16 protein-coding genes and 1 pseudogene are annotated in these 20,663 nt (G+C 69.3%); 6 read left to right on the forward strand and 11 right to left on the reverse strand.

The window, feature by feature from the left end; all coding sequences use genetic code 11:
• Positions 1–7: 7 nt before the first annotated feature.
• Positions 8–1,381 (reverse strand): TolC family protein, encoded by a 1,374-nt coding sequence (locus RAH40_RS20020; protein ID WP_306599397.1) that lies wholly within the window; start codon positions 1,379–1,381, stop codon positions 8–10.
• Between the two features lie 61 nt (positions 1,382–1,442).
• Positions 1,443–1,838 (reverse strand): hypothetical protein, encoded by a 396-nt coding sequence (locus RAH40_RS20025; RefSeq protein WP_306599398.1) that lies wholly within the window; start codon positions 1,836–1,838, stop codon positions 1,443–1,445.
• 184 nt (positions 1,839–2,022) lie between these two features.
• On the opposite strand from RAH40_RS20025, the gene RAH40_RS20030 reads away from it, so the two are divergent.
• From RAH40_RS20030 to RAH40_RS20040, 3 genes are read left to right on the forward strand one after another with little or no spacing between them, the layout of a single operon-like run.
• Positions 2,023–3,894, forward strand: a complete 1,872-nt coding sequence (locus RAH40_RS20030) for a PAS domain-containing sensor histidine kinase (RefSeq protein ID WP_306599399.1) — start codon at positions 2,023–2,025, stop codon at positions 3,892–3,894.
• The gene (locus RAH40_RS20035) at positions 3,891–4,337 is read left to right on the forward strand and encodes a response regulator (RefSeq protein WP_306599400.1); all 447 of its coding nucleotides are present in this window, start codon (positions 3,891–3,893) and stop codon (positions 4,335–4,337) included. Before RAH40_RS20030 ends, RAH40_RS20035 begins: the two co-directional genes overlap by 4 nt.
• Before the next feature lie 2 nt (positions 4,338–4,339).
• Positions 4,340–6,238, forward strand: a complete 1,899-nt coding sequence (locus RAH40_RS20040) for a response regulator (protein ID WP_306599401.1) — start codon at positions 4,340–4,342, stop codon at positions 6,236–6,238.
• Here the strand turns inward: RAH40_RS20040 and RAH40_RS20045 are convergent, their stop codons facing one another.
• From RAH40_RS20045 to RAH40_RS20060, 4 genes are read right to left on the reverse strand one after another with little or no spacing between them, the layout of a single operon-like run.
• Positions 6,239–7,795 (reverse strand): DHA2 family efflux MFS transporter permease subunit, encoded by a 1,557-nt coding sequence (locus tag RAH40_RS20045; protein ID WP_306599402.1) that lies wholly within the window; start codon positions 7,793–7,795, stop codon positions 6,239–6,241. It abuts the gene before it with no gap.
• Positions 7,792–8,787, reverse strand: coding sequence for an HlyD family secretion protein (locus RAH40_RS20050; protein WP_306599403.1), 996 nt, complete (start codon positions 8,785–8,787; stop codon positions 7,792–7,794). The genes RAH40_RS20045 and RAH40_RS20050 overlap by 4 nt, the downstream gene beginning before the upstream one ends.
• A gap of 2 nt (positions 8,788–8,789) precedes the next feature.
• Complete coding sequence (locus RAH40_RS20055) at positions 8,790–10,142, reverse strand: TolC family protein (protein WP_306599404.1); 1,353 nt, start codon at positions 10,140–10,142, stop codon at positions 8,790–8,792.
• Complete coding sequence (locus tag RAH40_RS20060) at positions 10,139–10,759, reverse strand: TetR/AcrR family transcriptional regulator (RefSeq protein WP_306599405.1); 621 nt, start codon at positions 10,757–10,759, stop codon at positions 10,139–10,141. The genes RAH40_RS20055 and RAH40_RS20060 overlap by 4 nt, the downstream gene beginning before the upstream one ends.
• 98 nt (positions 10,760–10,857) lie before the next feature.
• Between RAH40_RS20060 and RAH40_RS20065 the strand changes: the two genes are divergently transcribed.
• The 3 genes and pseudogenes from RAH40_RS20065 (at position 10,858) to RAH40_RS20075 (ending at position 12,725) form a co-directional block, all read left to right on the forward strand.
• The gene (locus tag RAH40_RS20065; protein ID WP_306599406.1) at positions 10,858–11,472 is read left to right on the forward strand and encodes a flavodoxin family protein; all 615 of its coding nucleotides are present in this window, start codon (positions 10,858–10,860) and stop codon (positions 11,470–11,472) included.
• A 185-nt stretch (positions 11,473–11,657) separates the two neighbouring features.
• Positions 11,658–11,903: pseudogene (locus RAH40_RS23100) on the forward strand (AAA family ATPase); the annotation flags it as partial.
• A 186-nt stretch (positions 11,904–12,089) separates the two neighbouring features.
• Entirely contained in the window at positions 12,090–12,725 is a 636-nt protein-coding gene (locus RAH40_RS20075) for a DUF4143 domain-containing protein (RefSeq protein WP_306599408.1), read from the forward strand.
• A 20-nt stretch (positions 12,726–12,745) separates the two neighbouring features.
• Here the strand turns inward: RAH40_RS20075 and RAH40_RS20080 are convergent, their stop codons facing one another.
• The 5 genes from RAH40_RS20080 to RAH40_RS20100 all read right to left on the reverse strand — a co-directional run bounded on the left by RAH40_RS20080 (position 12,746) and on the right by RAH40_RS20100 (position 20,418).
• Complete coding sequence (locus RAH40_RS20080) at positions 12,746–14,128, reverse strand: hypothetical protein (protein ID WP_306599409.1); 1,383 nt, start codon at positions 14,126–14,128, stop codon at positions 12,746–12,748.
• On the reverse strand, positions 14,125–15,288 hold the full coding sequence (gene iadA / locus RAH40_RS20085; RefSeq protein ID WP_306599410.1) for a beta-aspartyl-peptidase: 1,164 nt from the start codon (positions 15,286–15,288) through the stop codon (positions 14,125–14,127). Before iadA ends, RAH40_RS20080 begins: the two co-directional genes overlap by 4 nt.
• 20 nt (positions 15,289–15,308) lie before the next feature.
• The gene (locus tag RAH40_RS20090; RefSeq protein WP_306599411.1) at positions 15,309–16,772 is read right to left on the reverse strand and encodes a M14 family zinc carboxypeptidase; all 1,464 of its coding nucleotides are present in this window, start codon (positions 16,770–16,772) and stop codon (positions 15,309–15,311) included.
• Between the two features lies 1 nt (position 16,773).
• Positions 16,774–17,595, reverse strand: coding sequence for a cyanophycinase (locus tag RAH40_RS20095; protein ID WP_306599412.1), 822 nt, complete (start codon positions 17,593–17,595; stop codon positions 16,774–16,776).
• A gap of 72 nt (positions 17,596–17,667) precedes the next feature.
• Complete coding sequence (locus RAH40_RS20100) at positions 17,668–20,418, reverse strand: TonB-dependent receptor (RefSeq protein ID WP_306599413.1); 2,751 nt, start codon at positions 20,416–20,418, stop codon at positions 17,668–17,670.
• Positions 20,419–20,663: the final 245 nt, after the last annotated feature.

The following is a 20,663-nucleotide window of genomic DNA, read 5'->3' on the forward strand; positions in this document are numbered from 1 at the left end:
GTTCTCTCTACATGGATTTCATGGATGACGATTCGCTCGGGGTCCCCGCCGCAGCGCCCTTCCGGGCGCCTGCGGACGCGGAAGCCCCCCCGCCGCCGCCCAGGGCCGTGCCGCCCAGGGACGTGGCGCCGATGGGGGGAGCGGAGCCCAGGTTCAGTTCGCGGTGGGCGATGTGGATGGCCTGGGCCCGGGCCTGGGCCTGGAGGAGCCCGCTCTGGTCGGCGATCCAGCCGTTGAGGGCCTCCAGCACCGACAGGAAGGGCACCTTGCCCACCTCGTACTGGGAGAGGGTCGCGCGAAAGCTGGTCTCGCTCTGCACCAGGAGTCCGCTCCGGTAGAGCCGGATGACGCCCAGGGCCGCGTCCATCTGGGCGGCCCGCTCCTGGACGCGCTGGCCCAGCAGGGCCTCGAGGCTCTCCACCTCGGAGCCCGAAGCCTTCCGGCGGTGCTCCTGCTCGGCGATGGCCTGGGACTGCTTGCGCTTCTGCCACACGGGGAGGGAGATGGAGACGCTGGCGGTCCACATGGGATCGAGGCCGCCCCTGGGCATGTAGCCCGCGCTCAAGGCGAAGTCCGGGCGCCGGTCCAGGTGGGCCAGCTCCAGGGACTTCCCGGCCTGGGTCACGCCGATGCGCGCCGCCTTCAGCTCGGGGCTGAGGTTCCGGGCGCTGGCCGCGGCCTCCGGTACGTCGATCGCGGGGGGCTCGGGCAGCTGCTCCAGGGTGCGCTCCGTGGGCAGCGGAGCGTCGGGGGGCAGGGCGCGCAGCCGGTTCAGGGAGGCCAGGGTGCCGCGCTCCTCGGACTGGAGGTCGAGCCGGGACTGTTCCAGCCGCGTGCGCTCCAGCTGGGCCCGCAGCAGGTCCGCCTGGGACCCCTGGCCCACCTCGTAGCGCGACCGGGCCGTGGCCTCGGCCTGGCGGAGGAAGAGGGCCTGTTCGTCCAGGAGCCGGAGCTGGCTCCGGGCGAGGAGCAGGGCCACGTAGCCCCGGCGCACGTCGGCCTCCAGGGTGAGCCGCACGCGGCTCGAGGACTCCATGGCCGCCTGGGAGCCCATGCGGGCGATGTCCCCGCGCAGGCCCCGCTTGCCGGGCCAGAGCAGGGGCTGGGTGACCATGATCGAGTAGTAGCTGCTCTCCATCTGGCCGACCTGGATCTTCTTGAACCCGTCGTTCTGGATGCCGAGGGAGAGGACCGGGTCGGGAAGGGCCCCCGCCTGGGGGATGCGTTCCGCTTCGGCCTGGGCCATGGCCCGGGAGCGGGCCGCGTCAGGGTTGCGGGCGAGGGCCTCCTGGACGAGGGCCGAGAGCTGGGGGTCTTCGGGTGCCTGGGCCAGGCACGCCGCGGGGAGGAGGCCTAGGGCCAGAATGGGCGCCATGCGCATGGAGAACTCCGTATGCTGGGACTGCGTGCTCGTGATGAAGCCTACGACAAGCGAACGCGTCTCAGATACGGAATTGGCTGAGTTGTGCCTGGGGATCCCGGCGGGTGGGAAGGGGCGGGGCGTGGGCGGGCGCCGCCTCCAGGAAGGCGGTCCGGCCTTCGGGGCGGGCGGCGACGGCGGGCCAGGGCGCGGGTTCCTTGCGGGGCGCGGCCTTCCGGATCTGCGCGGTGCGGACCCGGGACACCAGGGCGGCGGGCGCCACGGTGGACTGGGAGGCCCCGGTGGGGCAGCGGGGGGCGCAGGGGACCTTGGGCATGCCGCAGGGACTCGGGTCCTGGGCTTCTCCGCCGCAGCAGCAACAGGCGGCGGGCGGCGCGCCGGCAACCAGCAGGCCCTGGGCCGGCCCCGAAAGGACGAGGGCGAGCAGGGCGATGAGGTTGAGGAGATGGCGGACCATGGGCACCAGAGATTCAGGATAGGGCCATCCGAAAGGAACGCAATCGTGGATTTTTCATCGAATTGCATGAATGAGGAATATGCATAAACCGGTCATTGGGGATTTGGAAATTCAGTTCACTTGAAAAATTCAAAGGGTCTATCATTCATCGCAACCCCCCACAAATGCTAGGTTGCACCCACCCATGAGCGTTCCCGCATCCCTCTCCGCCCCGCGCCGCATCGCTGCCGCACTCCTCCCCGTGGCGGCCTGCTTCATGCAATGGCTGTGCTGGCCGGTGATCGTCCCCTTCGTGTGGTTCCTGTTCTATCCGACGGTCTTCCTCAGCTCCTGGCTCGGGGGCTTCGCTTCGGGCCTGGCGGCCACCTTCCTTTCCACCGGGCTCGTGTGGTGGTTCTTCATGGAGCCCGTCCACACGCTCCTCAAGGCGCGGCCGGGCGCCTACGTCAATTCGGTCGCCTTCATCGGCATGGGCCTGCTCTTCTCCTCGTTCCACGAACGCCTGCGCAAGGCCAAGCTCGAGGCCGCCGAGGCCCGGCTCCGGGAACGGGACGGGCTGCTGGAGCGCACGAGCCGCACGGCCAAGGTGGGCGGGTGGGAGTTCGACGCGGCCACCCATGCGGGTTCCTGGACGGCGGAGGTCGCCCGGATCCACGACCTGGACCCCTCCACCCAGCCGAACGTGGAGATGGGCCTGGCCTACTATCTGGAGCGGGACCGCCCGGCCATCGCCGAGGCCGTGCGCCGCGCCGTGGAGGAGGGGATCCCCTACGCGCTCGAGCTGGAGCTCGTGAGCGCCGCGGGCAACCGCAAATGGGTGCGCACCACGGGCCAGCCCGTGGTGGAGGGCGGCCGGGTGGTGAAGGTGCAGGGCGCCATGCAGGACATCTCCGACCGCAAGGCCATGGAGCTGGCCCTGCGCGACAGCGAGGCGCGGTTCCGGGCCCTGTTCGAGCAGGCCGGGGTGGGGGTCGTGGAGGTGGACGCGGCCAGCGGCAGGTTCGTGCGGGTCAACGGCCGGTTCTGCGAGATCCTCGGCTACGGCGAGGCGGAACTCCTGGGGATGCGGTTCCAGGAGGTGACCCACCCCGGCGACCTGGACCGGAACGTGACCGAGACCCAACGCCTGGCCAGGGGTGAGATCCAGGGCTTCGCCTCCGAAAAGCGCTACCTGCGCAAGGACGGAGCCACCGTGTGGGCCGCGCTCACCGTGAGACCCCTGACCGGGCCCGGGCAGGAGGCCATGCACTTCGTGAGCATCATCGAGGACATCTCCGCCCGCAAGCGGGCCGAGGCCGAGGTGCGGACCCTGAACGCGACCCTGGAGCGGCGCGTGGCCGAGCGCACCCTGGAGCTCCAGGCCGCCAACCAGGAGCTGGAGAGCTTCGCCTACGCCGTGTCCCACGACCTGCGGGCCCCGCTCCGGGCCATGGACGGCTTCAGCAACGCCCTCCTGGAGGACTGCGCCCCGTCCCTCGACGCCGAAGGCCGGGGCTACCTGGACCAGATCATCAAGGCCAGCCACGCCATGAGCGGCCTCATCGACGGGATCCTGCTCCTCTCCAGGGCCACCCGGGGGGACCTGGAGCGGGTGCCGGTGGACATCTCCGCCCTGGCCGAAGGCGTGCTCGAGGGACTCCGGAAGGCCGACGGGGAGCGCCCCCCCCGCTGGCGGGTGGAACCCGGGATCCTGGCCGAGGGGGATCCCCGGATGCTGAGGGCGGCCTTCACCAACCTCCTGGGCAACGCCTGGAAGTACACCGGAAGGTCGCCCGATCCCCTCATCGAAGTGGACCGCGTCCAGGAGGGCGGGTCGGCCTGGATCCGCATCCGGGACAACGGCTGCGGCTTCGACATGGCCTTCGCGGACAAGCTCTGGAAGCCGTTCCAGCGCCTGCACCGCCAGGACGAGTACCCGGGCCTGGGCATCGGGCTCGCCACGACCCAGCGCATCGTGAGCCGCCACGGAGGGCGCCTGCGCGCCGAGTCCGCCCCCGGCCAGGGGGCCGCCTTCCTGGTCTCCCTTCCTTCCGCCGCACCCCAGGAGTCGCCATGAACAACGTGCCCGTGATCCTCATGGTCGAGGACAACCCCCAGGACGAGATGCTCACGCTGCGCTCCCTGCGCAAGGTGAACCTGGGGAACCTGGTGGAGGTGGTCCGGGACGGCCAGCAGGCCGTGGACTTCCTGTTCCGGGAGGGGGAGTTCGCCGGCAGGCCCGGGCCGGACCTCCCGGCCCTGGTGCTCCTGGACCTGGGGCTCCCCCGCCTGGGGGGCCTGGAGGTGCTGGCCCGGATCCGCAAGGACGAGCGCACCCGGGCCCTGCCGGTGGTGATCTTCACCTCCTCCAGCGAGGAGGAGGACCGCCTCGCGAGCCTGCTCGGAGGCGCCAACAGCTTCGTCCGCAAGCCCGTGGACTTCGCCGAATTCGCCGAGAAGGTGGGCAGGCTGGGGGTCTACTGGGTGGCGGTGAACGAGGCGCCGCGCTCATGGAGCTGACGGTGCGGCCCCGGCTGAAGCTCCTGGTGGTGGAGGACTCCGAGGCGGACTTCTCCCTCCACGTCCGCAACCTCACGAAGCACGGCACGGTGGCCGACTTCCACAGGGTGGACACCCTGGCCGCCCTGGAGACGGCCCTGCAGGACCATGCGTGGGACGCCGTCATCTCCGACTACAGCCTGCCCCAGCTGGAGTTCACCCAGGTCCTGGCCCTGGTCCGCAGGAAGCTGCCCGACGTCCCCTTCATCCTGGTCTCCGGCAGCATCGGCGAGGAGGCCGCGGTGGAGCTCCTCCGGCAGGGGGTCTGGGATTTCGTTTGGAAGGACCGCCCGGCCCGGCTCAGCCAGGCCCTCGTCCACTGCCTGGAGGAGGCGCGCGGCCGCTCCATCCGCCTCGAGGCCGAGCGGGCCCTGCGGGCCAGCGAAAGCCGCTACCGGTCGCTGTTCGAGAACATGCTGGACGGCTACGCCCACGCCCGGATCATCCGGGAGCGCGGCGAGGCCGTGGACTGGGTCTACGTGGACGTGAACCCCGCCTTCGAGCGGCTCACGGGGTTCAGGGACGTGGTGGGGAAGAGGCTGACCGACGTCATTCCCGGAATCCTCGAGGCCGAGCCGAACTTCATGGAGGCCTTCGCCAGGGTCGCCGCGACGGGCGTTCCCGAGCGGCTCGAGCTGTTCGTTCAGACGACGGACACCTGGTATTCCAACTCCATCTACAGCCCGGCCCGGGACGAATTCGTGGTGGTCTTCGACAACATCACCCAGCGCAAGACGGAGGAGACCGCGCGCCGGGTCCTGGAAGAGCAGATCCGGCACACCGAGAAGCTGGAGAGCCTGGGCAGCCTCGCCACCGGCGTGGCCCACGACATGAACAACGTCCTGGCCGCGATCCTCGCCGTCGGCCAGGTCCTGCAGCTCAAATCCGAGGAGGACCCGGGGATGGCCTCGGCCCTGGACACCATCATCAAGGCCGCCAACCGGGGCCGGGACCTGGTGCGGGGCCTCACCAACTTCGCCCGCAAGGACCTGCGTGCGGCCGAACCCCTGGACCTCAACCGCCTCGTCAAGGACGAGGCGGCCCTCCTGGAACGCACCCTCCGCCATAAGATCCGCCTGGAGGTGGACCTGCACGAGCCCCTGCCGCCCTTCCTGGGCGAGGCCGGCAACTTCGGGAGCGCCCTCATGAACCTCTGTGTGAACGCGGTGGACGCCATGCCCGATGGCGGCGTCCTGGCCCTGCGCACCCGGGACGCCGAGCCGGGGTGGATGGAGCTGATCGTGGAGGACTCGGGCACCGGCATGCCTCCCGAGGTCGTCAAGCGCGCCCTGGAGCCCTTCTTCACCACCAAGGAGGCCGGGAAGGGCACGGGGCTCGGCCTGGCCATGGTCCACGGCACCATAAAGGCGCACGGCGGCACCGTGGAGATCCGCAGCGCGGTGGGCCGGGGCACCCGGATCCACGTCCGCCTTCCCGCCGTGGCCGGGGCCGCCCTGGAAGAGCACGGCCACGGGGTCGCAGGCGCCCGGCGCCGGGCGCTGAGGATCCTGGTGGTCGACGACGACGAGCTGATCCAGGCGACCGTCCCGCTCCTGCTCCACCACCTCGGCCACACGCCCGTGGCCGCCATGAGCGGAGAGGAGGCCCTGGACCTGCTGGAGAAGGGCCTGGAGGCCGACGCGGTGATCCTGGACCTGAACATGCCCGGCATGGGCGGCGAGGCCGCCTACCTGCGCCTGCGCAGGCTGCGGCCGAAGCTTCCGGTGCTGGTGGCCACGGGCTTCATGGACCCTTCCACGGTCCTCCTGCTCCAGGGGGACGACAGGGCCGCGAGCCTGTCCAAGCCCTTCTCCCTGGAAGAGCTGCACCGGAAGCTGGAGGCGCTGGTCCCTCCAGGCTGATCAGTGGATCTGCATCCCGCCCGACCCGCTGCCGGGGTCCTTGAGGAGCATCACGAACGGCAGACACACGATGTACACCAGCACCAGGAAGGCGAAGACGTCCACGAAGGCCATGACGTACGACTGGCGGAGCACCTCGAAGCCCAGCATGCCCTGGGCCAGCCTCCCGCTGCTCTGCGGGTCCAGGCCGGAGGAGGCGCCCAGGGCCAGGTGGAGCCGGTGGGCGCCCTGCTGGAGAGCGCCGCTGTAGGGCGTCATGTGCTCGGCGAGGCGGGCGTGGTGGAACTGGCTGCGGGTCTGCAGGAGGGTGGCGGCCACGGCGATGCCCACGCTGCCCCCCTCGTTGCGCATGAGGTTGAAGAATCCCGCGGCCACGCCCATGGCCTCCCGCGGGATCCGGCGCATGGCCACCGTGGCGATGGGCACGAAGACGAACCCCAGTCCCAGGCCCCGGAAGCACCAGGCGTAGACCAGGTAGCCCATGCCGGAATGCAGGTTGATCGACGTGAGCAGCCAGCTGGAATAGATCTGGGCGAGGAAGCCCGCCGCCACGGTGTACCTCACGTCGACCTTGCCCATGATCAGCCCGGCCACCATCATGGCCACCACGCTGGCGACGCCGCCCGGGCTCAGCATGATCCCCGCCCAGGTGGGGGTCCAGCCCAGGAAGGTCTGCACGAACAGCGGCAGCATGACGAAGGCCGCGTACATCCCGAAGCTCGCCCCGAAGATCAGGAACATCCCCGACGCGTACTCCGGCAGCTTGAACATCCGCAGGTCGACCAGGGGCCGTTCGGCGGTGAAGGACCGCCACAGGAAAAGGATGATGCCCAGGGCCGAGCAGGCCGCGTAGAGCGTGACGGTCCGGCTCTCGAACCAGTCCAGGCGCTCGCCCCGGTTCAGGAAGAGCTCCAGGCACCCCAGCCCCACGGCGATGAAGATCAGGCTCCAGTAGTCCATGGCGCCCTCGGGCTTGCGGTCCGGCGCCTCGTCCACGAAGGCCGAAGCCAGGGCGTAGGAGAGGATCCCCACGGGGATGTTGATCCAGAAGATCCAGGGCCAGCTCCAGTTGTCCGTGACCCAGCCGCCCACCAGCGGCCCCACGATGGGGCCGCAGATGACGCCGATGCCGAAGACCGCCGTGGCGATGCCCTGCTCGGAGCGGGGGAAGGCCTCCATGGTGATGGCCTGGGACATGGGCACCATGGCGCCGCCCGTGAGGCCCTGGATCACCCGGGCCGCGATGAGCAGGCCCAGCGTGGGCGCGGCCCCCGCCGCCAGGGAGGCCAGGGTGAAGCCCGTGAGGCAGAACAGGTAGAGCCGCTTGCGGCCGAACCGGTTGCCCAGCCACCCCGTGATGGGCAGGACGATGGCGTTGGCCACCAGGTAGCTGGTGAGCACCCAGGTGATCTCGTCCGTGCCCGCGGCGTAGGTGCCCTTCATGTGGGGCAGGGCCACGTTGGCCACCGAGGTGTCCAGCACCTCCATGAACGTGCCCAGCATCAGGGCGAGGGCGATGACCCACTTGAAGGGCGCGCCCCGGTCCGTCCCGCTCATTCGCGGGTATCGATGACGGCGGAGACGCTGAGGCCCAGGCGCAGCTTGTGGGCGGGGTCGCCGCCGGGAGCCAGGCGGATGCGCACCGGGACCCGCTGGACGACCTTCACCCAGTTCCCCGTGGCGTTCTCGGCCGGCAGCAGGCTGAAGGCGGATCCGGTGCCCGCCGCGAGGCTCTCCACGACGCCCGGGAAGTCCCGGTCGTCGATGTCGGCGCGCAGGGTGACCTTCTGGCCCGGGCGCACGCGCCGGAGCTGGGTCTCCTTGAAGTTGGCCTCCACCCAGAGGTCGTCGCGGCCCAGGGGGACCACCGCCAGGAGCGGCTGGCCCGCGGCCACCACCATGCCGGCCTCGGCCAGCTTGCGGGTGACGTAGCCGTCGCAGGGGGCGGCGATGGTGCAGTAGCCCTTCTGGAGCCGCACCTGCTCGATGGAGGCCAGGGCCTGTGCCTCCTTGCTCCCGCTCACCTGAAGTCCGCCCTGGATGGCGGCGACCTGCTTGCGGGCCGCGTCGAGCTGGGCGGTGGCGACCTGGTGGGCCGTGCGGGCCTGGTCCAGCTTCTGGCGCGGAATGGACTGCCGCTCCACCAGGATCTCCAGGCGCTGGCGCTCCAGGGCGGCCAGGCCCTCCTGGCTTTCCGCGGCGCGCACCTGGGCCTGGGCCTGGGCGATCTGGGACCGGTTGAGGGCCATGGAGGCCCGGGCTTCGGCCAGGGAGCCCTGGGCCTTGGCCTCGGCGGCCTCGAAGTCCTTGGGATCCAGGGTGGCGAGCACCTGCCCGGCCTTCACGGGGTCGTTCTCCTTCACCCCGAGGGTGAGGATGGCCCCCGGCACCCGGGAGGCCACGGCGACCACGGGGCCCTTCACGTACGCGTCGTCGGTGGCCACGAAGACCTCGTTGTGCCGCCAGCTGAGGAAGCCCCAGACGCCGGCGGCGGCCGCCAGCGCCAGGATCACGGCCAGGGAGACCCACATTCGGGTGCGCTTTTCCATGTTCAATGCTCCAGCGAACGGGTCGCGTAGAAGGTTTCCAGGTCCTCGCCCAGGAGGGACAGGAGTCCTGCCTGGATGGCGTAGGCGCGGCAGAGCCGGTCCGACAGGCTGAAGCGGCTCTCGGCCAGCACCGTCTCGGCGTCGAGCACGTCGGCGCTCTTGGCGTAGGCCTGCTGGTACTGCTCGCTCACGATGCGCAGGTTCTCGAGGGCGGCCTCGACGTTCGCGCGGGCCGTCTCCATCTCGTTGAGGGCCTGGCCGTAGTCCCGCAGGGCCGCGGCCGCGGCGTTCTCCACCTGGCGCCGGGCCTCCATCAGCTCGCGGCGCGCCGAGCCTTCCTCGGCCCTGGACCGGCTCACGCGGGCGGAGCGCGCGCCGCCCTCCCAGAGCTTCCAGGTGAGCCCGAGGTAGAGGGTGGTCTGCTGGGGATGGGCCAGGAACCGGTTCTCCTCGTAGGAGTGGCCCACCTGGGCCACCACGCTGGGGGCGAAGTCGCGGCTGCGGAAGGCCACCTGGCCCTCCGCGGCCTGGACCTTGGCCTCCAGGGCCTTGACTCCCGCATTGGCCTGGGGGGCCCGGGCCCGCACCGCCGCCTCGTTCCAGGGCATGGCGGGCGGGGGGGGCAGGGTCTCCGGCAGGGCAAGGGGGGCGCCCGGGGCCTGGCCCATGGCGATGTTCAGGCTCTCCCGGGCGGAGACCAGGGCGTTGTCCAGGGTCCGTCCCGCGTCGTCCACGGCCCGCAGGGCCACTTCCGTGCGCAGGAGGTCGTTGCGCGCCACCACGCCCTGCTCGAACAGGGACCGCGCGTCGCGGAGGTGGTCCCCCAGCGCCTGGCGCCGCTGCTCCACCACGAGGCGCCGGGCCCGGATGTTGACGGTCGTCATGTACCGGGCCGCCACGTCGGCCTGGGCGCGATTGATGGCGTCCCTCCCGCCCAGGTCCACGGCCCGTTCCTTGGCCCGCGTGGCGGCGAGGGCGCTGCTGCGCCGGCCGAAGTCGTAGACCAGGTAGCTGGCGGTGAGGTGGTAGCGCCACGAGGATTTCTGGGCCACCGGCTGCTCCAGGGAGGGGACCGTGATGGAGCCCAGGACCGGGATGGGCCCCACGGTGAAGGACTCCGTGCGCAGGGCCGCGTCGCGGTCCAGGTTCAGGTGCCCGCCCTTGAGCTCGATCTCGGGGAGGAAGGCGGCCTTCACCTCGTCCCGGTCGCCCTGGGCGCCCCGAAGGGACAGCGCGGCCAGGTCGGCCTGCACGGAGGTGGCCCCGGCCTGCCGCAGGGCCGCGGCCAGGGTGAGGGGCGCCTGCGCCGCCAGGGCGCCGGAGGCCAGGAGCAGGAGGAGGGCGGGCCGGATCATGACCGCACCTCCCGGGCCACGCCCCGCAGCAGGCACTCCATGGCCCGGGCCACGGTGGCCCCGGCCTCCTCCCTGGGCACGCGGCTGTGCGCGAAGTGCAGGGAGGCCTGGATCACCTCCATGGCCAGCTGGGTGAGGAACTCAGGATCCAGGGGCCGCAGGAGCCCCTGGTCCAGCGCCTCCTGCACCAGGCCCTTCAGGCGGGCCCGCTCCACCCGGTAGATCTCCCCCAGGCTGGGCATGAACCGCGAGTCGAAGCCCCAGTCGAACTGCACCCGGTCCCGCACAAAGGTGGGCAGGGAGAAGGGACGGTCCTGGAAGGTCTCCGCGTACACCTGGGCCAGCGCCTCGATGCGGTCCATGGGCGAGCCCCCGCGTTCCGCCAGGGCCGCGTTCGCCCTCCGGTGGAAGCTCTCGGCCCGTTCCTGCACCACCTGCTCGTACAGCTCCTGCTTGGAGGCGAAATGCTCGTAGAGGCCCTGCATGCCGATCTCCGCTTCCGCGGCGACCTCCTGCATGGTGGCCTCGTCGAAGGGCTTGCGCCCGAAGACCCGGCCGGCGGCCTCGAGGAGCAATCCCCGGCGCTGGTGGCGTTCCTTTTCGCGGCGTGCGTTCATGATGGAACCTCAAATCTAAATTTAGAATATGGATTCTGAATTCTCAAGGAGGAATTTACAAGCCTTCGGTCTGCTAGGTTTGAATAAGGAGATCCGCCATGAAAGTCCTCGCCCTCAACGGCAGTCCCAGGAAGAACGGCAACACGCGGCAGATGCTGGAGGCCGCCCTGGCGCCCCTCGCCAAGGCCGGCTGGGAGACCGAGGTCGTCCAGGTGGGCGGCAGGAACCTCCACGGCTGCCTCGCCTGCGGCCAGTGCTGGGAGAAGCGGGACAACCACTGCTCCTACGGGAAGGACGAGTTCAACGGGATCTTCGAGAGGATGCTGGCGGCCGACGCCATCCTCCTGGGTTCGCCCACCTACTTCGCGGGCGTCACCAGCGACCTGAAGGCCCTCATCGACCGGGCCGGGTTCGTGGCCATGGCCAACGGCTGCGGCCTGGCCGGCAAGATCGGCGCCGCGGTGGTCGTCGCGCGCCGGGGCGGGGCCATCCACGTGTTCGACACCATCAACCACCTCTTCTTCATCTCCCAGATGGTGGTCCCCGGGTCCACCTACTGGAACATGGGCTACGGCCTGGAACCCGGCGACGTGGCCGCGGACGCCGAGGCCCTGCGGAACATGGGGCACCTTGGCGAGGCCGTGGACTGGCTGGGGAAGGCCTTGGCGGCGAGCCCTGCGCCCTATCCCGTGCGGCGTTCCGGGGAAGCCTAGCGTGCGTTTCTGGTTGCAATAAAGTTACTTAAATATCAATGTTGCATCTGTGGCATCACGATGTCACGATTGCGACAATGATTGACCGGGACCTCAAGCCAACCCTCCTCGCGGCGTTGGACCACATGCCGGCAGTGGCTCTGCTCGGGCCCCGGCAATCCGGGAAAACCACCCTCGCCCGGGAAATCCAGGCTATGCGGGGCGCCGTCTACCTTGATCTGGAATCCGAGGCGGACCGGATCAAGCTTGCGGACGCGGAATCGTTTCTGCCGAGTTTGTCCGGCCGCTTGGTGATCCTTGATGAGGTTCATCGAACTCCGGCGCTGTTCCCCATCCTGCGGGGCCTCATCGACCAGGCCCGGCACGCGGGGCAACGATCAGGTTTGTATCTCCTCCTTGGTTCCGCTTCCCTGGACATCCTCCATCAGTCCGGAGAATCCCTGGCCGGGCGGATCTCCTATCAGGAACTCGGACCCCTCAGCGCCCTCGAGGCTTCGCAACATCCCCTGGAGACCCTTTGGCTCAGGGGCGGTTTTCCGGACAGTCTGCTGGCGGAGGACGCCCGATGGAGCCTCCGCTGGCGACAGGATTTCATTCGCACCTACCTGGAACGCGACGTGCCCCTCTTCCATCCCAGGATGGGCGGGGACCCCCTGCGGCGCTACTGGACCATGCTCGCCCACAGCCAGGGAGGGCTCCACAACGCAGCCCTGTTTGCCCGCAATCTCGGGATCGACCAGCGGACTGCGGCCCGGTACCTGGATCTCCTGGAGGACCTGCTCCTGGTGCGCAGGCTGGCTCCATGGCATGCGAACGTGGGCAAGCGTCTGGTGAAGGCGCCAAAGGTCTATATCCGGGACAGCGGTCTGGTCCACGCCCTGCTGGGGATCCAGGACCTCGAGACGCTTCTGTCCCATCCGGTCCTGGGGGCGAGCTGGGAGGGGTTCGTGGTGGAAAACCTGATCTCCGCGGCGCCCGATACCGTCAGGCCTTATTTCTACCGGACTGCCCGAGGCGCGGAGGTGGATCTGGTGCTGGAATGGCCAGGAGGGAACGTCTGGGTCATCGAGATCAAGCGGGGCCTCGCCCCCAAGGTGGAACGGGGATTCCATGAAGCGATCGACGACCTCCGGCCGGAACAGGCCCTCGTCGTCTACCCCGGAGAGGATCCCTTTCCCATGCGGGGGAACATCCATGCCTTGGGGCTTCGCGCCATGATGCGTCTCCTGCGGGAGAAGGGGACAGGAGCCTGAGCCGGCCTTTCGGCTCGCGGTCAGGCGAACAGATCCTCGTACCGGTCCCGCCGCGTCATCACCGTCACGTCCCCGTCCCCATGCACCAACACCCGAGGCGGCCGCGGATAGGCGTTCGCGTTGCTCGCCAAGAAGTGGGCCGTGTAGGCGCCGGTGTCGCGGATCAGCAGCGTGTCGCCGCGCCGGGGGCGCCGCCTCAGGCGGGTCTGGAACCTCGCCAGCAGGTCGCCCGAGAAGCAGAGGTTGCCGGCCACGAACGTCTCGAAGGGCTCCGGGTCGTCGGCGCCCTCCAGCACGTCCCAGCGGTTTGGGAGGCCCTCCAGCATCGCGTCGGCGTGGTTCAGGACGCCCATCTCCACGGTGACCAGGTTGTGGGCGCCCGCGGCCCTGCGCACGTGGGCGACGCGGCAGAGGGTGACCCCGGCGTCCTCGGCGATGGCGCGGCCCGGTTCCACCAGGAGTTCGGGGGCGTCCAGGGACTCCAGGGCCTTCAGGGTGCCCAGGGTCTCGCCGTCCACGGTGACCTCGCCCTTCAGGACGGCTTCGAGCATCCGCTCCTTGGGCCAGGGGGAGAAATAGGCCTCGCCGTGCCAGGCGCCGCCAGCGTCCATGCCGGCCGTGCCCAGGTTCCAGCTGAACCCGTCCCGGGCGGCGGTGCGCCGGCGCAGCTCGTCCCAGGCCGCCTCCTCCAGGTAGTTGACGGGAAAGCCACCGCCCAGGTTCAGGATGGGGCAGGCGCCGGTGCGGTCCTTGAGCACCCGGCCCAGTTCCACCATGCGTCCCAGGACGGCCAGGTAGGGCTCGGGCCGGGTGATCTGGGAGCCGATGTGGGTGTGGAAGCCCAGGAAGCGCACCGATGGGAAGCTGCCCAGGCTCTCCAGGACGAGCGGGACCTCCCCCAGGGGGATGCCGAACTTGGACCAGAGGCCGGCCGTGAAGATGTCGTCCCCCGTCACCCGGCCCAGGTCGAAGCCGGAGAGTCGTAGGAGGACCCTCGCGCGCCGGTCCATGCCCCGGGCCGTGGCCTCCACCAGGGCCAGTTCCTCTGCGGAGTCGGCCACGATGAGCATCCTCGAGCCGATGGCCTCCCGGATGAGTTCGTCCTCCTTGCAGTTGCCGTTGAGGTCCAGGGTGCGCGGGTCCATGCCGGCCTGCAGGGCCATGCGGGTCTCGAAGGGGGAGGCCACGTCCGCCCCGGCCCCCTCGGCGCGGATGGCGGCGAGCAGGACGGGGTGGGCGGAGGCCTTCACGGCGTACCGCAGGGCGCCCCGGGGATAGAGGTCCCGGAAGACCCGGGCGAAGGCCCGCACGTTCTCGCGGACCCGGGGCAGCCAGGTCAAGTGGAGGGGCAGGCCGTATTCGGCGATCCAGTCGCCGGCGGGCCGGCCCAGCAGTTCGGTCACTCGAAGGTTCCCTTGACCAGGACCTTGCGCGCCTTCATGAGGACGCGGCCCTTGGCGATCATGGTGTGGATGGTGAGGTCCCGGGGGTCCAGGAGCACGATGTCGGCGTCCATGCCCGGGGCCAGCTGGCCCTTGCCCTGGAGCTTGAAGATGCGCGCGGGGTTGGAGGTTATGACCCGCAGCGCGGTGGCCAGGGGGATGTCCTCCTTCAGGACCGCGTCGCGCACCTCCGGGAACAGGCTCGTGACCCGGCCCACGCCCACGCCCTGGATGCGCCCGTTGGCGTCGAAGTCGGGCAGGCTGCCCTGGCCGTCGGAGGTGAAGGTGATGTGGCCGGGGTCCACGCCGGCGTCCAGCATGCGCCGGAGGCCCTCCGAGGGCTTGATCTCGCCGGCCTCGACGAAGGCGGGGACGGTGGAGGTGGTGAAGTCCACGAAGCCCCCCGAGAGGGCGTAGGCGGTGCCCTCCTCGAAGAGGGAGGGGTTGCGGTTGATGTGGGTGGGCAGGAACTGGCGGGCCGGGATCTCGGTCTCCAGGAGCAGCCGCCTCAGGTACTCCAGGCCGCGCCGGCCGTCGCCCAGGTGGATGTTCACCACCCCGGCCTTGCCGGAGAGGATGCCGCCGCGGCGGGTCTCCCCGGCGAGCTGGGCGAAGGCCTCGAAGGTGGGCTGGGAGGAGCGGTGGTCGCTCAGGGCGACCTCGCCCACGCCCAGGATCTTCTCGATGCACAGGAGGTCCCCCTCGATGGTGCCCGTGAGGGTGCGCACCGGCACCGCATAGTGGCCGGTGAGGGCGAAGGTGGTGATGCCTTCGGCTTCGAGTCCCTGGGCCTTGGCCAGCAGGCCCGCCATCGTGCGGGTGACCCCGTCGGTGCCCAGGCAGCCCACGATGGTGGTCACGCCGCCCATGACGGCGTCGGACAGGACCAGTTCCGGCGTTCGCGTGGCCGGACCTCCCTCGCCGCCGCCGCCCATGATGTGGACGTGGCCGTCGATGAAGCCGGGCACGGCGATGAGGTTCCGGGCGTCGATGACGTCGCAGTAGCGGCGGGGGATCCGGATGTCCGGATGCATGCGCAGGATCTTTCCCCCGCCGGCGAGCAGGTCGCACCGGCCTTCGGGGGAAGGGGAATGGATTTCGGCGTTCTTGATGAGGAGCATCGTGCGACTCCAGGGTCCGGCTAGAAGGCTCGCCAGACCGGAAGGGTACCATCGGGCAGGGCCAGGGTGCTGAAATCCCGGTAGCTGTAGAGCCCGTACAGGAGGCAGGGTTCGAGGATGCCGATGGCGCAGCGCGCCAGGGGCTGGTCGAGGGGCACCACGAGGGAGCCCTCCGGGAAGGCGTGGCCGGAGACGGGGTCCCGGGCCACGATCTGGCGGTTCTCATAGCGGCCGTAGAGATCGTCGTAGCCGGCCTCCACCCGGAGGAGGCGGCACCGCTCGGCCTGGATGGGGGCGGCGCCGGTCCTGGCGTAGCGGATCCCGTGGCGGTCCAGGAGGGCCTTGAAGGTTTCTGCGGCCGCGGCGTCGATGACGTAGGCCCTGGGGGTGGGGACGCTTCCCTTCACCACCAGGTCGGTCATGAGGCCGGGGGAGGGGATGTCCAGCACCTTGCCCGTGGCGCGCTCCGTCACCTTCACGACGGGAGCCCGTCCATCCAGGCTGGCCCAGAAGAAGTTCGTGGGCAGGTAGGCCGGGAGGGGCTCCCTGCGGGCGGCTTCGCACAGGGCCTCCACCTTCCGCCGGGAGGCGGCGGTGCCCAGCAGGTGCCGGTAGAGCCGGGTGTAGGCGTCGGCGCGGGCCGGGAGGTCCTGGGGCGCGCCGGGCTGGCGCCGGGTGCCGGCCTCGATGATGAAGGAGAGGGTGCCCATGCAGCCCAGGCTGTTGCGGCCGTCGTCCACCTCGGTGGTGGAAGGGCGGATCTCGTCCAGGGGGGGCAGGCCGCCCACGGTGTAGCGCGTGTAGGCGTAGCCGGCCTTCGCCATGACGGGCCGGGCGGATTCCACCCGGGCCAGGGCCTCCCTGCGCAGCGCCGCGGGGATCCAGGGGACGTTCAGGCCGTCCATGGTGATCAGCGGCCAGCAGTCCCAGCCCTTGGCGTCCCAGTCCTTGCCGTCCCGGGTGAACTCGTGGCTGTCCACGGCCAGGTGGGGGAGGATGCGCCGGGCCACGGCGTGGAGGGCGCGGGTCTCCGGCTGCAGGAGGCGGATGTGGTCCCGGTTCAGGTCGGCCCCGGCGCCGTTGGTGCGCCGCCCGGCCTCGGCCCCGTCGGGGTTCATCATGGGCATGAGGTAGAGGTCCACGTCCTCCGGCAGGAGGGCGGGCTTTTCCGCGATGGCCCGGATCAGGCAGAGCTGGGCATCCTTGCCGGAGATCTCGTTGCCGTGCTGCTGGGCGTAGAAGAGGACCTTGAAGCGGGCCTTGGCGCCGCCCCGGTTCAGGCGCACCAGGCGGATGGCGCGGCCTTCGACGCTGCGGCCCTCCTCGGTGACCGTGATGAGGCCCGGCTTCGCCACCTCCGCCAGGAAGGCCTCCATGTCCGCGTAGGAGATGGAGGCCTTCAGGCGGAGGGGATCGGCGGGGACGCGCTGCTCCCCGGGGGCGGCCATCAGGGTCGAGGCGAGGAGGAAGGGGAGGAGGCGCATGTCAGGGCTTCACCTTCCGGGTGGCCAGATCGATCGTGCCGCCCTTGCGGAGGAAGTGGAGCGTCAGGCCGGTGAAGCCGCCGTTCTTCAGCTGCATGCCCCTGGAGTCGAAGACCAGGACGCCGCTGGCGCCGTGCACCGTGCCCACGCCCTTGCGCACCACCAGCGCGGTGGTCTCGTCCACGCCGATGGCCAGGACGCCGGGGAAGGTCATGCCGATGCTGAGCAGGCGGTTCTCGCGGCCCCGCTTGATGAAGTGCTGGTCGATGACCACGTCGGGGGGCAGGAAACCCATGCCTTCGCGGGTGATGTAGGCCTTGGGCCCCATCTCGCGAAGTTCCAGTTTTCCGAAGATGTCCTCGCCCACGAGCATGATCTTCGACATGATGGCGGCGCCCGCGCTGGTGCCGCCCACGACGGCGCCGTCCTGGTACTTGTCCTTGATGAGCTTGTGGAGCGGCGTCCCAACGATCTTGTCGCCCACCAGGGCCTGGTCCCCGCCGGAGAACCAGAACCCCGTGCAGCGCGCGGCGGCCTCGAGCATGGCCGGGGTGGAGGAATCCTCGCGCTTGCGCACGTCCAGGGGCACCAGGGTGATGCCGTGGGGGGGAAGGGTCTCCTTCCAGTCCTTGAGTTCCCCCTCGGGGTCCGAGGTGGCGGTGGGGATGATTCCGATGATTCCTCCCCGCCCGCCGGCGCCCTTCAGGAAGGCGTCCATGATGTCGGGCGTGGTGCCGTGGCCGCCCACGATGACCAGGGTTCCCTTGGGAGCGGCCGCGCCCAGGAGGCACGTCAGGAGGAGGAGGCAGAGACTGCGGAGCATGACTTCCTTTCGGCGAGGCCGCGGGCGGGGGGTCCGGAGACCCGCCGCGCCGCGCCCGTTCTTCGGATCGGACTAGAAATTATAGCGGGCACCCAGCTGGAGGCGTCGGCCCGCATCGAGGGTGGAGGGATACTTGTAGTCGACGTAGACTCCGGAGGTGTCGCTGGTGCTGGAGTTCGCCCGGGTGATGTAGCTGGTGGCGGACTGGCGGTTCAGCACGTTGAGGACCTCGACGAAGACCTCCATGCGGGCCTTCTTGGTGAAGTTGAACATCTGGGTGACGCGCAGGTCCAGGAGGGTGCGGCTGGGATAGGTCTGGCTGCCCAGGGGCTCGAGGTTCACGGCGTAGCGGGTGCCGTTGTAGGAGTCGGTGCGGTAGGTGGGCGTCCAGTGGGTGCCGCTCAGGTAGGTGAACGTGCCGGAAACGCGCATGTTCCACGGAAGCTCGTACATCCCCCGGGCCTTGAACTCGTTGTCGTTGACGCCCGGCAGGTTCCCGTAGGAGTTGGTCTGGAGGTTGGGGTTGTAGTAGACCTTGTCGTAGCTGTCCGCGCGCTGGATGTTGCCCTTGAGGGAAGCGTGGGTGTAGCTCATGTTCACGCTCCAGGCATTCGCCAGGATCCGGTCCAGGGTGACGGTGACGGCCTCGTACTTGCGCTTGGCACTGTCGTCGTTCTTGGTGACGTAGTTGTGGCTCTCGAGGCTGAAGTCCAGGGCGGCGTCGTAGTAGGTGCCGGGCTTCCAGATGTTGATGTTCTGGTGGTTCAGGGGGTTCACGAAGACGTTGTAGGCGCCCTTGGGGTCGACGCCCTGGTCGGTGCGGACCAGGCTGTCCTTGAAGTCGCGCGACACATAGGAGGCGCTGGCGCTCCAGAGGGTGCCGAGCTTCTGGTCGAGGGAGACCGTGGTCTCGATCGTGTAGGGCTGGCGGGCGTTGGGGTCCACCGCGGTGATGTCGTTCACGCGCCGGTACTCGTAGTTGTCCGCGGTGCCTGGGGTGTAGTCGGGCCAGTTCTTGGGGTCGAGGACGCTGTCGATGACCGGGTAGTTGCCCCAGCTGTAGTACCGCTTCATGGGGATGGCGGACTGGATGGCGCGGTCGATGAAGTAGGTGGAGTAGCCCGCGTAGTACTTGCCCCAGTGGGCCTTCAGCATGGTCTTCTGGTCCGCCGTGACGGCGTAGGCCAGGCCCAGGCGCGGAGCGTAGGTGTTCTTGTTCCAGAGGGTCTCGCCGCCGTAGAAGCGGGCTTTGAACTGCTCGAAGCGCACGCCGGGGCTGATGGTGAGGCGGTCGTTGACGTGCCAGGTGTCCTGGGCGAAGGCGGCGAGGCGGTCCACGCGCTGGCGCACGTTCCAGCCCCCGCCCTGGATGAGATAGTCGCCGTCCAGTTCCAGGGTGCCGTCGTTATACTCGTAGATCGTCGCGTTGAGGTTCAAGTTGCCGGGGAAGCGCTCCAGCTCCTCGTCCGACGCCTGTTCGCGCTCGATGCCGAAGCGGAAGGCGTGGCTGTCGCCGGGGGTGAACAGGCCGGTCTTGAACCAGTCGAAGGTGGCCTGCACCGTGGCCCTGGACCGGTAGTTGAAGTCCTCGTAGGTGGAGTTGTTGAAGAACTCCCGGGCCGGCTTGTTGGGGTCGTACTTCCAGAGGTCGGCGGTGTCCAGGCTGAGCGCGTTGCCGCCGTAGCCGGGCATGTCGTAGCGGCCGGAGTAGCCGAAGGCCTTGACGGTCAGGACCTTGTCCGAGCCCATGGTCTGGGTCCAGGTGAGGCTGAAGGAGCGGTTCGGGGCGGATTCCTTCTGGGTGGCGATGGGCATGGTGTACTTGTCGATGTAGCGCCGGTCCCGGCCCACGTAGTCGTGCTCGGCCAGGAACTCGATGGTGGTGCTGGTCGTGGGGGCCCAGGTGAGCTTGGCCAGGGCCATGACCTTCTGGTCGCGTTCGGGAAGCTCGGCGCCCGTGGGGGTGCTCTGGATCTCGGACCGCTCGGCGGAGACGAAGAACCACAGCTTGTCCTTGATGATGGGGCCGCCCACGCTGGCGGCCACGTCCCAGTTCTTGGAGGGGAGGATGTTCTTGTCCTCGGGCGGCAGGTCGGGGTGGTTGGCGTTGATTCGGGCCTGCCATTTGGAATCTGCGTAGTAGGCGCTTACCGTGCCTTCGAAGGTGTTGCCGCCGCGCTTGACCAGGCCGTTGACGAAGCCGCCCATGTAGCCGCCGAATTCGGCGTTGGCGCCCAGGCCGGCCACCTGCACTTCGGAGAACCAGTCGATGTTGGGGTAGATCCACACCGTGCCGCCGGAGGGATCGCTGATGTTCACGCCGTCCATCATGTAGGCGTTCTCGCCCGAGTAGCCGCCCCAGGCCCTGTTCCCGTTGACGCCGGGGGTCAGGTCCATGATGGCGGTGATCGTGCGGTCCACGGGCAGGGTGGCCAGGGCCGCGGTGTCGAAGTTCTGGGTCTGGCCCACCGCGGCGTCGTCGACGCGGGCGGAGGTGGCCACCACCTCCACCGTGGCGCCGGCGTTGGCGGCCGGCAGCCGCCAGTTCACCGTGGCGGTGCGGCCCAGCTCCAGGAGGGCGGTCTGGGTCTGGGTCATCAGGCCCTTGGCCGACACGGCGATCCTGAAGGTGCCGGGAGGAAGGGCCGCGAAGCGGTAGAGGCCGTTCTCGGCGCTGACCGTGGACCTCTCGCCGCCGATCATGGTGGCGGAATTGATGCGGACCAGGGCGCCGGCCACGGGCTTGCCGGAGGCGTCCTTGATCACGCCGCTGAGGGCCGACGTGGAGCTGGTCTGCGCCACCAGGGCGGTGGGGACAGCCACGAGTGCGAATGCAAAAAGGGTAAGGGACCCACGAGATCTCGGCACAGAGCCTCCTTTGGCTGTTGATTGGTGACTGAAAGAATAATTTCCATTCACGTGAAATCAAGAAAAAAAGTTACATGATTTCAAAATCGAGAAACTATTTTTCAAGTCATCTATTTTCAGCTTTTAGCAATGAGATTGAGACTCTGTATTTTGTTGCTTTCGGGTCACGGTTTTCAACAAGCGACAGACATGTAAAAAAA

This window comes from Geothrix sp. 21YS21S-2, from assembly GCF_030846775.1.
Classification (GTDB): domain Bacteria; phylum Acidobacteriota; class Holophagae; order Holophagales; family Holophagaceae; genus Mesoterricola.